Below are 12,798 nucleotides of genomic sequence, written 5' to 3'. Positions count from 1 at the left end.
GTTGATTTCTGCAGGCGTTCGTTTTCTACGGGCTGCCCTTGAAGAACATAAAAACGACGCCTTAAAAGTTGAGGAAAGGATTCAAAATCTGGGAATACTGGTTGGTGATGAAGGCTTGATTGGATCAGTGCAAGGTTTTTTTAGTCAATTTATGATTCCTGAAACCTCGGTTAGAATTATGGAGAGTGTAATAAAGGGGAAGGGTTATTATGGGATGTTGTCGGCAGAAATCGTGAGAGGGGATTTAGATCATGAAAGCCAGCAATTAATCGAAGAGATATTAGATGAAGATCGAGAGCATGTTTATTATTTACAACGCTACTTCACGAGATGAATTGAAAAGGGTCTGATCCTTTCGGTATGGGACAGCCCTTTTCCGTTGTTGTTTTCATGGTGTGTCATTAGGAAACTAATAATCCATTGATCGAACTATAAACTTGTTGAATTGTTTCTTCTCCGGCTTTAGCCCATCTGCTTTTATCATGGATATAGTCGTCATTATCCAATGGTGTTTGAAATTGATCAAGCCCGGTAGTAGCAGTTAGAAATGAATTTTCATCATGATCAAGCCCAAAATTGACAACATGCTTGATAACAAAAGGTTTTCCAAACTCAATCAATGCACGGGGATGATCTAAAGCCCCATCCAAAACATGAATGGGGACTCTTAGATAAATAGACTCCCCTCTATCACGCCATAACAATGCGTCGAATTTCCCTTGTTCATAATCAAAATTACTGCAAAAACTACATCCGTAAGAATGGAAGATATCACGAACTGCACCAAAATACGCCCTTTTTCCTTCAATTTCTGTATGTAATTGAAACAATTTTCCTTCACTCCCATATTAAATGTCAGTTACTAGTCTTAGCTTAAAAGTGAATAAAATACCCGACCTTCAGTGAGGATTTCCGAAAATGTTATTATCTCTCTTTCATCATGCTTCGAATAATTTCGAGGGGGTAACAAATCCTAATGAACAAGGGAGGTGCTTATATTGTCAAACCAGCAACGTACTAATGGCGAGAAACAAAGAGGGCAATCCGGCAATCAACCGGGTTCAGGATCGAAGTATCATGAAGAACATGCAGGAAAGATTACCGGTTACGGACAACCTGATCCAAACGCTAAAGAGGCTTACAAAAATAGTTGATAAGCCTTTATTGTGATCATTTCATCCCTTTGCATAATAAAACCCGAGGAAATATAACTATCCTCGGGATTTATTATGCAACGGATTTACTCCATATTATTATCTGTATTATACTTGTGCGATAAGTCATCCTTCTTCCAAAGTTTACCTGGCCAGAAAGCGAATCGGCCCAGAACAGCGGTAATCGCAGGCACGAGAAGTGGACGAACGATAAATGTATCTAATAGCACACCAATTGCTGTAACAATGCCAAATTGAACAAGCACTTGAATAGGTAAAGTAGCCAAAACAGCAAATGTTCCAGCTAAGATTAAACCGGCTGAAGTGATCACACTTCCGGTTTGAACCACTCCGCCCGCAACAGCATCAAGATGAGTTTGAGTCTGTTTTTTCTTCCATATTTCCGAAACCATAAAAATATTATAATCCTCACCTAATGCAACAAGGAAGACGAAGGCATATAAAGGAATTGCCCCTTGAATGGCAGGGGCTCCAAACCCGAAGTGAAGAATAAGCCAGCCCGCACCTAGTGCAGAGAAGTATGATAAAACTACAGTTAAAATCAAATAAATCATGGCAATGATAGAGCGTAAGTATACCAGCAACAATAATGAAATAATACAAATCATAACAGGGATAATAACAGATTCATCCCGTTCTGTTATTACTTTTGTATCATATAATGAGGCAGTTTCACCACCAATCCAAACATGGTTCTCGGTATCTTGGACACTAGCGTTTGTTAACGTCTTTTTCAAATGACTTCTTAACTCCGGAATCCGACTCAACGCTTTAATGGAATAGGGATTCTCAGCCAAGGACACTTCGTACATTTGCAATTGATGATTATATTTTCCTTTCACGGGCTCAGTCACTTCCGCTACGAAAGAAAGTTGTTCCAATTCTTTTGTTAAAGAGATGTCTTTTCCGTTTGTATCAACAACAATTTGGATAGGTGCCAATCCACCCGGAGAAAAATGATCAGAGATTAAATCAAACCCTTCCCTTGAGGGCATGTCTTTAGGAAAAGACTCCAATAAATCATACGTATATTGAATACGTGGAACAACGGCAGCCAATCCTCCAAGTAGAATGAGTGTTGTAATGATCACTGTCCATGGACGTCGGGTCACAAGTCGGCCAAGCGCCTTACTAAAGACCCCTTGTGATTTTCTAAGTTTAATTGTTTTCCCTTTCTTTTTAGCCCATTCGTCTGTCATTTCGTTCGTTCTTGGAATAAACGGGTAAAATGCTGCCCTTCCAAAAATGGCAAGCAAAGCCGGAAGAAGTGTTAATGCTGCAATCCCCATCAATAGAACGGCGAGACTAAATGGAACGGCAAACCGATGGAAAGAACCGAAATGAGCAAGCAATAATGTACCTAATCCTATCACGACAGTTAGAGCACTCATCGAAATAGCCCCGCCGGATTCTTTCATGGCAAGTTGTAAGGCTTTAAATGTATTTTTCTCGTGAAGCAAAAATTCTCGATATCTGGAAATGAGGAATAAACAATAATCCGTTCCAGCTCCGAACAATAGCACTGTCATAATGGAAACACCTTGGGCATCAGCTGTAATCCAGCCTTTATCCGCTAAAAAACCAAGAGTTGGACTGATGATACCATAAGCAAAGCCAACCACAATTAACGGTAAAACTGCCAGAACAGGTGAGCGATAGAGAAGAATTAATAGGACTAAAACGAGAAGTACAGTCGCAATTAATAATTTGACATCTGCTTGGCTGAATAAACTAACAGCATCCGTTTGAATACCAACAGGCCCGGATAACCGAACATGTAAACCAGAATCAGATAGCTTTCGTTTAAATGGATCTTCGTTCAATGTACTCTTTACTATTTTCTTTAGTTCATCCATATTACCTTGAAGAGTTTCCGTTCCAGCATTTTTGTCAAAAAATATCGGAGTGACTAGAGTTGTACCATTCTTTGAAACACTTTGCGAAAGTGCCTGTTCGGGAATCGTATCAAATGGTGGTAAAGTCGATTGTTTTGTTAATGGTTTATCTTTTAGCTGCTTATAAACAGTTTGAATCGCTTGATAGTCCTGATTATTTAGCTTGTTATCTTTGTGCCATACGATAAGAACGGGGATTCCAGCATCGTTTGGAAATTCCTTTTTGATGAGTCTGTCCGCTTGTTGTGACATGGATGAATCAGGAAGGTCTGCTGCCGTATCATCTTCGACTGAATTGATCGCTGGCCAAGTAAAAGATAAAACGATGGTTAGAAGCACCCATATTACCAGCGTAATCCAGCGAGTCTTTAAACCTCCAACGAATGTGCCATATAAATACCATGGATTCTTCATAAAAAACCACCTTTTCAATTGAATGATTATTATTAATTATATATACCAGTTAGTTAATTAATCAAGAACAAATTGAAGAATGTGCTATACTATTTTTTATATTGATAAGTTAGGGGAGAATGATATGCAACGGGAACATCGACCACTTGGAAGACCACGTCAAGATCTTAAAGGGAAGCCTACAAAAAACGTAATATTAGACGTAGCTACTCGATTGTTTCTTGAACAAGGCTATCAGGTAATTACTATGGATGATGTTGCAAAAAAATGTGGAGTTACCAAAGCAACCGTGTATTACTATTATAAAACGAAAGCTGATCTCTTTACAGATGCGATGGTCCAAATGATGATTCGAATTAGGAAACGCATTTTTGATATACTTTCTGCGGACAAACCACTAAAAGAGCGATTATTTGAATTTGCCAAGGCACATTTGCAAGCAACGGTAGATATTGATCTAAATGGATTTATGAAAGAAGCAACAACTTCCCTTTCAAGTGAACAATTACAACAAATGAAGGGAGCAGAAGATAAAATGTATGAAGTGCTTGAGCAAGCATTAATAAATGCGATGGAAAATGGAGAAATTCCAAAGAGTCATCCACAATTAGGCGCCCATTCTTTTGTAGCTTTGCTAACAGTGGGAAATTATAAAGACGCTGATCAACAGCCTATTTTTCCATCAATAGATGAAATGACAAAACAGATTGTTGATTTTTATTGGAATGGTTTAGGGAATGAATGAGATTTACCTCCTCGTACTATTGTGCAGGCGTGCTATATTAGAAAAAAGAGTCAGGGAAGCCTGAATCTAGACAGTTCTACATGTTCAATGGTAGGTGTCCAAAAGGGTGTGACCTCTTGCACTCTATACAACGTACATAGTAGTAAAATGCTCAATGGATTTTAACTAGACCATTATATGATTCGCCTATCGACCCTACTCTTGTAAAACCGCTTTTTTAGGCATAACCATATAGACCAAAAGAACCGGACAATTTTTGCCCGGTTCTTTTTGGAACTTCTATTTTAAGAGGGTGTTCGTAGCTCTTATTTTGTCTCTTTTAGGAAGATATTCTCGATATCATCTAGCATTAAGTTAGCAGCTAGAACACCACCTGCTGTATTCCAAACAGCGTCACTGACTTCGTGAACATTTCCAGCTTTTACAGCATTTAAGTTTTTCCAAAGTGGATCATTGGTCCATTCTTTTGCTGTATCGAGAGCCGCTTGATCACCGTTTGGCGCATAAGTGAAGTAGAATAGAACATCTCCATCCATTTTAGGAATGACCTCTTTTCCTACCTCGATTGCAAGATTCCCTAGTTTTGTATCAGCTTCGAAAAGCTCTGCTTGAGGTTGAGTTCGTTTAAATCCTAATTGATTGAAAATCACACCAGAAAATGAATCTGTATAATAAATACGAGATTTTCCAGCCATAAAACGAACAACGGATACTTCTTGATTGACTTGATCACCAAGTTTTTGTTTTACATCTTCTACGTGTGCATCAAATTGGCTTAATACTTCGTTCCCTTTTTCTTCAAGGTTCAAAGCTTTTGCATATAATGAGAAATTTTCTTTCCAATCGCCTCTTAATGTCTCGGAAAATACCGTCGGGGCGATTGCGCTTAATTGATCGTATATAGCTTCTTGACGTATTTTGGTTCCGATAATTAAATCAGGTTTTAACGATGCAATCTTCTCTAAATTTACTTCACTTTCAGTGCCTACTACTTCAACACCTTGCATATCATCTGTAATATGGTCATACCATGGATCTCCTAACCAAGATTGAGCAGCACCCACAGGTTTTACTCCTAATGCAAGAAGAGCTTCAGTCCCTTCATTTGAAAGAACGACTACTTTTTGAGGTGCTTTATCTAAAGTAGTTGATCCCATAGCATGTTCAATTGTATAGCTAGTGTCTTCCGTTTTATTGCCTTCATCTTTTGGTTTTTCAGCTTGTTCATCCGTATTATTTCCACATGCAGCCAATAAGAAAATGGTCATGATAGAAATGATGGTGAATAAGAATTTAACAGATTTCATCTTGTGATGCCTCCTGGATAATAATGATAATGATTTTCATTGATAACGCTATAGTAAAACGATTTCAAGGACATGTCAATAACTAATTGATAATGATTTTCATAATCGTTGACAATGAAAAGTTTATACAATAGACTTTAGTAGGAGAAATAGCATATTTAAAATTATGTGTTTGAAAGGTTATTTATTATGTTACTAAAGGATAATAGCCAAAGATTATTTGGCTTGTTAATTGCTATTGTTTTATTAATTTTTTTAATGTGTGCAAGCATTGTTTACGGATACACGGATACAACTTGGAAAATGGTATTGGATGCCTTCCGAGATAATAATGGCTCAAACGAACACATTGTAATTGAAACGGTGAGATTGCCTCGATCTTTAATCGCTGCAGCAGTTGGTAGCAGTTTAGCAATCGCTGGTGCACTTATGCAAACTCTTACGAAAAACCCTCTCGCTTCACCAGGTACTTTCGGCGTGAATGCAGGAGCTGGTTTTGCTGTTGTGCTTGCTGTAACTTTTTTCTCAGTCGGAAATCTTCAAGCATTCACCTGGATTTCCTTTTTAGGTGCTGCTATAGCCGCGATTGGTGTATATGCCATTGGTTCCGTTGGTAGAGAAGGGCTTACACCAATGAAGCTAACCTTAGCAGGTGCTGCCATGACTGCCATGTTTGCCTCGTTTACTCAAGGATTTCTTGTCATCAATGAGGCTGCCTTTGAACAAGTTTTATTTTGGTTAGCAGGATCTGTTGAAGGAAGAAAAATGACGGTTCTAACTGCCGTACTTCCATATTTAGTGATTGGTTGGCTAGGGTCGATCATCATTGCATCAAAGTTGAATGTCTTGTCGATGGGAGAAGATGTAGCAAAAGGACTAGGTTTAAACACTGGCTTCTTAAAAATATGTGCTGCTATCCTTATCATTTTTTTAGCAGGTGGTTCAGTAGCCATTGCCGGTCCAGTTGGGTTTATTGGTATTGTTATTCCACATGTAGCTAGATCGATTATCGGTATTGATCATCGTTGGGTTGTCCCTTTCTCTGGAATTTTAGGTGGAATCCTTCTACTTACAGCGGATATACTGGCAAGGTACATCATCATGCCACAAGAGGTTCCCGTTGGAGTGATGACCGCTATTATTGGAACTCCATTCTTTATCTACATTGTAAGAAAGGGGTTTAATGCACGATGAGTGAATATAGAAGTTTTCGGATATTGAAAGGTAAAGTTTCTTTTCTACTAGATAAAAGGGCAACCGTTGTTTTAACAATTTTGCTTTTATTATCTGCTGTCATTTTCTTATGGAGCACAGGGCTAGGTGAAATGAAAATAAGCCCACTGACTGTTTTGCAGGTGCTTTTTGGCGGTGGCACAGATATGGAGAAGCTTGTCGTACAGGACTTTCGTCTACCAAGAATTATTGTGGCACTGATGGTAGGAATGTCATTAGCAGTTGCTGGGGGAATTCTTCAGGGAATGATTCGAAATCCTCTAGCATCCCCAGATGTTCTTGGGATTACTGGGGGAGCAGCAGTTGCAGTAGTAGGTTTTTTAGCCTTTTTTAGCGATCAAAATAATGCATTAACAGTAAGTATAAAATGGATGCCTTTAGCTGCGTTTGCTGGGGCTGGAATTATTGCGCTACTCGTTTATTTTCTCGCCTGGAAAAATGGTGTATCACCGATCAGGCTCGTATTAATTGGGATTGGACTTTCAGCTCTTATGCAGGCGTTAACAACTTTAATGATGATATTAGGACCTATTTATCGAGCTAGTCAAGCGAACATTTGGATTACAGGGACCGTGTATGGCTCAAATTGGGCGAACGTAGCGACACTAGTTCCATGGACTGTTATTTTTTTGCTTATTGCCTTTATCATGGCAAGGAATATAAATGTTCTAGAACTTGGCGATGAAACGGCAACAGGTGTTGGAGGCCGTGTGCAAAGACACCGTTTCTTGTTGTTATTGATTAGTACGGCTCTAATCGGAAGTTCTGTTGCCTTTGCTGGGGGCATTGGCTTTGTAGGATTAATGGCTCCGCATATGGCAAGAAGGCTAGTAGGTTCTGCTTTTGGAGCACTATTACCTGTTTCGGCATTTATCGGCGGGATATTAGTCATGCTAGCTGATCTAATTGGTAGGACTTTATTTTCTCCTCTTGAAATTCCAGCAGGTGTTTTCACAGCTGGAATCGGGGCACCTTACTTTATCTATTTATTGTTTAAAACGCGTAATACTTAATACACGGTACTCATTTTTTTAATAAGGAGCGGACTTAAATGGTGCAAACGATTGAAACTCAAAATTTAACCCTTTCATATGGGGATAGCATTATCATCGATGAATTGGATCTGGAAATCCCCAAAGGTGAAATTACGGTTTTTATCGGTGGAAACGGCTGTGGAAAGTCAACACTTCTTCGATCAATTGCTCGATTGTTAAAACCAAAATCTGGAGCCGTTTTGTTGGAAGGAAAAGCAATTTCCAGAATGTCTACGAAGGACGTGGCCAAACAAATGGCTATTCTTCCTCAGACACCTGTTGCACCAGAGGGTCTTACCGTTCTTCAATTAGTTAAGCAAGGTAGGTATCCTTATCAAACATGGTTAAAGCAATGGACAGAAGAAGACGAAAAACAAGTAACCAATGCTTTAAAAGCAACTGGGATAGAAGAGTTAAAAGACCGGCCTGTTGATTCTCTTTCAGGAGGGCAACGACAACGAGCATGGATCGCGATGACTTTAGCTCAAGATACTGATATTGTGCTTCTTGATGAACCAACTACATATCTTGATATGACCCATCAAATTGAGATTCTCGATTTGCTTTTTGAGTTAAATGAAACAGAACAGCGAACGATTGTCATAGTATTACATGATTTAAATTTAGCTTGTCGGTATGCGGATAATATTGTCGCGATAAAGGATCAGAAAATATATGCGCAAGGTAAACCGGAGATTGTCATTAATTGCAGCTTAGTAAAGAATGTGTTCGGTATGGACTGTGAGATTATTACGGATCCGCTTTTGGGAACGCCATTATGTATCCCATATGGAAAAGGCCGTTGTATTTTAAAAAAGGCAGGAACGATGATTGGCTCGTGAACTCTCGGATTTACAGATTAATAAGCTAAGTAAGCTGCGCCTGACGACGAGTAAAACTGATTCACCACTCTCCGTTCAAATAAAAGACCTGTTCTATGAGTCGTCTCTAAAGAAATATTTGAAAATTGTTGGTAGCCGCATACAGGCTCCAAATGATAAAGTGACGGCTTCTCTATTCGTAAAAAGATATGCATTTTTGCCGGTTATTTATCTTTATGCCCTGTCAGCGTGGAATGTAAAGTTGTCAATCTCATACGAAAATGTATCGATGGAAACAGATGATAATGCAACATTGTGGCTCCCGAGTTTTCGTTTGGCAAATTTGAAGACAGAAACCTTTAAAGAAGACAGAGACAACTGGAGAAAGAATTGTCTCGAATCTTTATTTAAAGAACATTTACTTCCTTTAATCGATTACCTTGCACAGACTACAAAAGTGTCCAAGCTAATACTATGGGAGAATATAGCCGTGTATATTTACTGGCTTTATGAAACCATATTAGTGGAAGAAGGTACGGAAGAAGTCATTAAAAATCGTGCAAAGGGAGATTTTCAATACATTATATCTCAGACTTCGGGAGATTTGTTTGGGAACAATCTCAAAAATCCATTAACAAGATATTATAATGAACGCATATATATTGAAGAACTTGGCAAAGAGGTTCGACCAAGGAATACTTGTTGCCTGTCCTATTTAACGATAAACAAACAGCGTTGTCAGACATGCCCTCATGTTTGTAAATCAGGTAATTAAAGAGATCGAATAATTGGGACGGACCTAACCTATATGAAAAATGCATCCAGACTTGGATGCATTTTTTTGCCCTTCAGCCTTTTAGATCAACAGAATGACCTAGATTTGGGTGGGGAACTTGAAGCATTTCAATCATTTGCACAGCATTTTGTTGAGAAGAGTCCATCACTTTCTTAGTTAAAGCAATGCCGACATTTTGACTGAGAGAAGCTTGGCTCATCCCGGTTGATAAAGTAGCAATATCCATTTTGGATACACCTCCTATAAAACGTATATCGGTTAATTTGGAACAATATAAATACTAGTGCAGCATTTCTGGTTAATAATGAATTCAGTTGGATATGTTAAATTTTATACTATTTTGGAATTTTAACCATGAAAGGCTGATGAAACATGCTAGATGAAAAATCGATACAAATTGTTCAATCTACTGCACCTGTTTTGAAAGAACATAGTCAACAAATTGGGAAGAAATTTTACGAACTCCTATTTTCAAAAGCTCCCGATTTATATAACATCTTTAATCAAACGAATCAAAAAAGAGGTATCCAACAGGAAGCTTTAGGATATGCAGTGTATGCTGCTGGTGAGCATATTACGAATCTTGATGCGCTAAAACCGGTTATCGAAAGGATTACACAGAAGCATTGAGCGATTGGAGTTAAGGCTGAACAATATCCGATTGTCGGTGAAACATTGCTTCAAGCAGTCAAAGATGTTCTAGGTGATGTTGCCACAGATGAGATCATTGAGGCATGGGGGAAAGCATACGGATATATTGCCGATGCCTTTATTGAAATTGAAAAAAATCTTTATGAAGAAACTGAAAAACAAGCTGGTGGCTGGGAAGGATACCGAACCTTTTATGTCGATAAAAAAGCAGAAGAAAGTGAAACAGTTGCTTCTTTTTATTTAAAACCCAAAGATGGAGAAAAGATTGCTTCATACACTGCAGGGCAATATCTAACAATTAAAGCGGAAATACCGGGGGAGAAATATAGCCATATTCGCCATTACAGCCTTTCTTTGGCACCTGGAAAGGAGTATTACCGCATTAGTGTGAAACGCGAAGATGCTCATACCGACGCTCCAGCTGGAATTGTCTCTACTTATTTACATGAGAAAGTGAAAGCGGGAGACACTTTACTCGCATCAGCGCCTGCAGGTGATTTCGTCCTACAGAACAACGAGCGACCAGTTGTCCTAATCAGTGGTGGAATCGGTATTACACCATTGCTAAGTATGTTAAATACGATCATGGAAAAACAGCCGCAACGTGAAGTGACGTTTATTCACGCAACTGTCAACAGTCAAACACATGCCTTTAAAGATCATGTCTCTCAATTAGTGAAAGAGCATTCGAATCTTAAATCAGTGATATGTTATTCTTCACCAACTGAAGACGATCGAACGTCCGGTCATTTCGATAAAGAAGGCTTTGTAGGTGTGAACGTATTGCAAGCAAACCTTCCATCAAAAAAAGCGGATTTTTACTTTTGCGGGCCGATTCCTTTTATGCAAGTCATAAATCAAGCGCTAAACCAATTGGAAATACCAAAAGAACAGATTCATTTCGAGGTATTTAGTCCAATCGCTATGTTAGAAGAATAATTATCATAAGATTGTCAATCTCTGGGTTATCTTTAAGGCGCTCTTTTTTGATTTTCACAAGTGTATAAGGAACTATTTTGAAAAAATGGATATTAATAAAGCCAACCTTCAGCCGATAAATAGAGGATACTATATATTAACGGAGTTAAACATCATATGGCTGAGAAATACAGTATTAAAGTGAATGCGGTTAAAAAGGTTGTGGATATGTTTGTGGGAGGTTCGTTTACCCCTATAGATGTCCAAAATTTTGTCAAAGACTATCAAAAAATAGTTGCATCTATTGACGTGTCGTCATACCAATTAATCATTGATTGCACAACAATGGATTTGTTGACGCAGGAGATGGTTCCTAGTTTGGAAAATTCCTATACAATGTACAAAGAGTCGGGGTTTGAAAAAGTCATTTTCACAATACGATTCTGAAAATGCAATTATCTCGAAAGACAGGGCTTACCAACGCGGAAGTTGTTAACGTATAATAAAAAATGTGGAGGTTGTCTTAACAAGGGCCTGATCCTTGTTTTGGACAACCTCTTTTTCTAAGAATTTCAATTCGGCTTATGAGGGGACTATAGTAATATGATGAACATTGCGATTAAACAAGTAGCTATTTATCATCCTGAGAATTCGATTAGCAATGATGTGTATATTAAGCATTTCCAGAAAAAAGGAAAACCTATTGAACGATTTTTAGAAGTTATGGGGAGAGAATCTCGCTATGTGATTACTGATGAAGAGGAAAATGGCTTTACAATGGGAGTGGAAGCAGCAAAAAGAGCTCTACAAAAAGCTAACTTTTCTGGTGAGGATATCGATCTTATTGTATTTAGTACACAGGTTCCAGAAACGACTTTCCCAACAAATGCCCTTTTACTGCATGATGCGATTCAAGCTGGTAAGAATACGATCGTTTTGGACTCGAATGCGAATTGTGCGGGCATGACAGTAGCGGTGGAACAAGCAAGTCGATATATGCAGGCTAATCCTCATGTAAAAACAGCTTTAATTGTCGGATCTGATTATAATACATTGATAAGTAACCCAGAAGATGAAATTACATATGCTAATTATGGAGATGCTGCCGCTTGCGTAATTTTGGAAAAAACGGATGAAGATTGTGGATTCCAAGATGCGATTTACTTTACTGATTCAGTAAACCGGGAAAAAATTATGTATCCAGCTAAAGGATTATCGCATACCTTGCGTGGAACTGGTGATGATAAATACATTCAATGGCTCCCGTTTGATGGAAATATGGCCATGCCTCCAACGTATGAAATGTTGCATATCCTGTTAGAGAGAAATCGGCTTACCGCCCGTGACATTAACGCCTATTGCTTCTCACAATTTGCCTTGGTGAATATTTTGAAAATCAAGAAGCGGTTACAGATTGCTGACAGCCAAGTTATCTATATAGGCGATCGATTTGGATATACCGGCACAAGCAGCCCTTTTATCGCTTTACATGAAGGGATTGAAACTGGACGGATTAAACGAGGCGACTATGTAGTGTTCTGGACAATTGGTTCAGGCTATCAATTAGTTGCTATGTTATTTAAATATTAATTTACTGAAAAATAGATCATCTAATTACATTATTAGTTGGTCTCTTTTTGTATAGGTATTAACCCATTCGATCCTTTACGATCCGGAATCGAGATTTGCGATCGAGACCGAGTCCTTATATTAAAAAAGTAAATAATGAATAATTCTATTTAAATTCATCCATTACTATGCTAAAGTATTCATATCGAATGAACAATTGTATTTCTTAGGAGGACTTCA

Annotated in this window: 13 protein-coding genes and 1 pseudogene; 10 read left to right on the top strand and 4 right to left on the bottom strand. The window is 38.4% G+C overall.

Features of this window, described 5'->3' with window-relative positions; all coding sequences use genetic code 11:
* The first annotated feature begins 1 nt into the window (after position 1).
* Positions 2-334 carry a hypothetical protein gene (locus AC1MGI_RS00175; protein ID WP_480347623.1) on the top strand — a complete coding sequence of 111 codons (333 nt, stop codon included), beginning with the start codon at positions 2-4 and terminating at the stop codon, positions 332-334.
* 67 nt (positions 335-401) lie between these two features.
* Here AC1MGI_RS00175 and AC1MGI_RS00170 read toward each other — a convergent pair whose 3' ends face one another.
* Complete coding sequence (locus AC1MGI_RS00170) at positions 402-830, bottom strand: YugN family protein (protein WP_480347621.1); 429 nt, start codon at positions 828-830, stop codon at positions 402-404.
* Between the two features lie 168 nt (positions 831-998).
* Between AC1MGI_RS00170 and AC1MGI_RS00165 the strand changes: the two genes are divergently transcribed.
* Positions 999-1,154: a hypothetical protein gene (locus AC1MGI_RS00165; RefSeq protein ID WP_157279353.1), complete on the top strand. Its 156-nt coding sequence runs from the start codon at positions 999-1,001 to the stop codon at positions 1,152-1,154.
* Between the two features lie 86 nt (positions 1,155-1,240).
* On the opposite strand, the gene AC1MGI_RS00160 is transcribed toward AC1MGI_RS00165, so the two are convergent.
* Positions 1,241-3,484 carry an MMPL family transporter gene (locus tag AC1MGI_RS00160; protein WP_480347619.1) on the bottom strand — a complete coding sequence of 748 codons (2,244 nt, stop codon included), beginning with the start codon at positions 3,482-3,484 and terminating at the stop codon, positions 1,241-1,243.
* Positions 3,485-3,608: 124 nt separating this feature from the next.
* Between AC1MGI_RS00160 and AC1MGI_RS00155 the strand changes: the two genes are divergently transcribed.
* Positions 3,609-4,229, top strand: coding sequence for a TetR/AcrR family transcriptional regulator (locus AC1MGI_RS00155; protein ID WP_480347617.1), 621 nt, complete (start codon positions 3,609-3,611; stop codon positions 4,227-4,229).
* A gap of 305 nt (positions 4,230-4,534) precedes the next feature.
* Here AC1MGI_RS00155 and AC1MGI_RS00150 read toward each other — a convergent pair whose 3' ends face one another.
* On the bottom strand, positions 4,535-5,536 hold the full coding sequence (locus AC1MGI_RS00150) for an ABC transporter substrate-binding protein (RefSeq protein ID WP_480347616.1): 1,002 nt from the start codon (positions 5,534-5,536) through the stop codon (positions 4,535-4,537).
* A 189-nt stretch (positions 5,537-5,725) separates the two neighbouring features.
* On the opposite strand from AC1MGI_RS00150, the gene AC1MGI_RS00145 reads away from it, so the two are divergent.
* Genes AC1MGI_RS00145 through AC1MGI_RS00130 form a run of 4 tightly spaced genes read left to right on the top strand, consistent with a single transcriptional unit; the run spans position 5,726 to position 9,399 of the window.
* Positions 5,726-6,730: a FecCD family ABC transporter permease gene (locus tag AC1MGI_RS00145; RefSeq protein ID WP_480347614.1), complete on the top strand. Its 1,005-nt coding sequence runs from the start codon at positions 5,726-5,728 to the stop codon at positions 6,728-6,730.
* Positions 6,727-7,782, top strand: a complete 1,056-nt coding sequence (locus AC1MGI_RS00140) for a FecCD family ABC transporter permease (protein ID WP_480347612.1) — start codon at positions 6,727-6,729, stop codon at positions 7,780-7,782. Before AC1MGI_RS00145 ends, AC1MGI_RS00140 begins: the two co-directional genes overlap by 4 nt.
* A gap of 38 nt (positions 7,783-7,820) precedes the next feature.
* Complete coding sequence (locus AC1MGI_RS00135; RefSeq protein WP_480347610.1) at positions 7,821-8,645, top strand: ABC transporter ATP-binding protein; 825 nt, start codon at positions 7,821-7,823, stop codon at positions 8,643-8,645.
* Positions 8,635-9,399 carry an IucA/IucC family C-terminal-domain containing protein gene (locus tag AC1MGI_RS00130; RefSeq protein WP_480347609.1) on the top strand — a complete coding sequence of 255 codons (765 nt, stop codon included), beginning with the start codon at positions 8,635-8,637 and terminating at the stop codon, positions 9,397-9,399. Before AC1MGI_RS00135 ends, AC1MGI_RS00130 begins: the two co-directional genes overlap by 11 nt.
* A gap of 73 nt (positions 9,400-9,472) precedes the next feature.
* On the opposite strand, the gene AC1MGI_RS00125 is transcribed toward AC1MGI_RS00130, so the two are convergent.
* Entirely contained in the window at positions 9,473-9,646 is a 174-nt protein-coding gene (locus AC1MGI_RS00125; RefSeq protein WP_480347607.1) for a YjfB family protein, read from the bottom strand.
* A gap of 146 nt (positions 9,647-9,792) precedes the next feature.
* On the opposite strand from AC1MGI_RS00125, the pseudogene hmpA reads away from it, so the two are divergent.
* The 3 genes and pseudogenes from hmpA to AC1MGI_RS00110 all read left to right on the top strand — a co-directional run bounded on the left by hmpA (position 9,793) and on the right by AC1MGI_RS00110 (position 12,579).
* Positions 9,793-11,010: pseudogene (gene hmpA, locus AC1MGI_RS00120) on the top strand (NO-inducible flavohemoprotein).
* Positions 11,011-11,166: 156 nt separating this feature from the next.
* A complete protein-coding gene (locus AC1MGI_RS00115; RefSeq protein ID WP_480347605.1) occupies positions 11,167-11,436 on the top strand; it encodes a hypothetical protein in 270 nt (89 codons plus the stop codon).
* Between the two features lie 156 nt (positions 11,437-11,592).
* The gene (locus AC1MGI_RS00110) at positions 11,593-12,579 is read left to right on the top strand and encodes a ketoacyl-ACP synthase III (protein ID WP_480347603.1); all 987 of its coding nucleotides are present in this window, start codon (positions 11,593-11,595) and stop codon (positions 12,577-12,579) included.
* Positions 12,580-12,798 lie beyond the last annotated feature (219 nt).

It is taken from the genome of Peribacillus sp. BM1 (assembly GCF_056679975.1).
Note: the sequence above shows the minus strand (reverse complement) of the source record. Positions and strands in the feature narration are given on the sequence as shown.

Coding starts and splice junctions, on each gene's coding strand:
- AC1MGI_RS00155 (WP_480347617.1), top strand. CDS start 3,609: ATGCAACGGGAACATCGACCACTTGGAAGACCACGTCAAGATCTTAAA.
- AC1MGI_RS00110 (WP_480347603.1), top strand. CDS start 11,593: ATGATGAACATTGCGATTAAACAAGTAGCTATTTATCATCCTGAGAAT.
- AC1MGI_RS00125 (WP_480347607.1), bottom strand. CDS start 9,646: ATGGATATTGCTACTTTATCAACCGGGATGAGCCAAGCTTCTCTCAGT.
- AC1MGI_RS00115 (WP_480347605.1), top strand. CDS start 11,167: ATGGCTGAGAAATACAGTATTAAAGTGAATGCGGTTAAAAAGGTTGTG.
- AC1MGI_RS00145 (WP_480347614.1), top strand. CDS start 5,726: ATGTTACTAAAGGATAATAGCCAAAGATTATTTGGCTTGTTAATTGCT.
- AC1MGI_RS00160 (WP_480347619.1), bottom strand. CDS start 3,484: ATGAAGAATCCATGGTATTTATATGGCACATTCGTTGGAGGTTTAAAG.
- AC1MGI_RS00135 (WP_480347610.1), top strand. CDS start 7,821: ATGGTGCAAACGATTGAAACTCAAAATTTAACCCTTTCATATGGGGAT.
- AC1MGI_RS00150 (WP_480347616.1), bottom strand. CDS start 5,536: ATGAAATCTGTTAAATTCTTATTCACCATCATTTCTATCATGACCATT.
- AC1MGI_RS00140 (WP_480347612.1), top strand. CDS start 6,727: ATGAGTGAATATAGAAGTTTTCGGATATTGAAAGGTAAAGTTTCTTTT.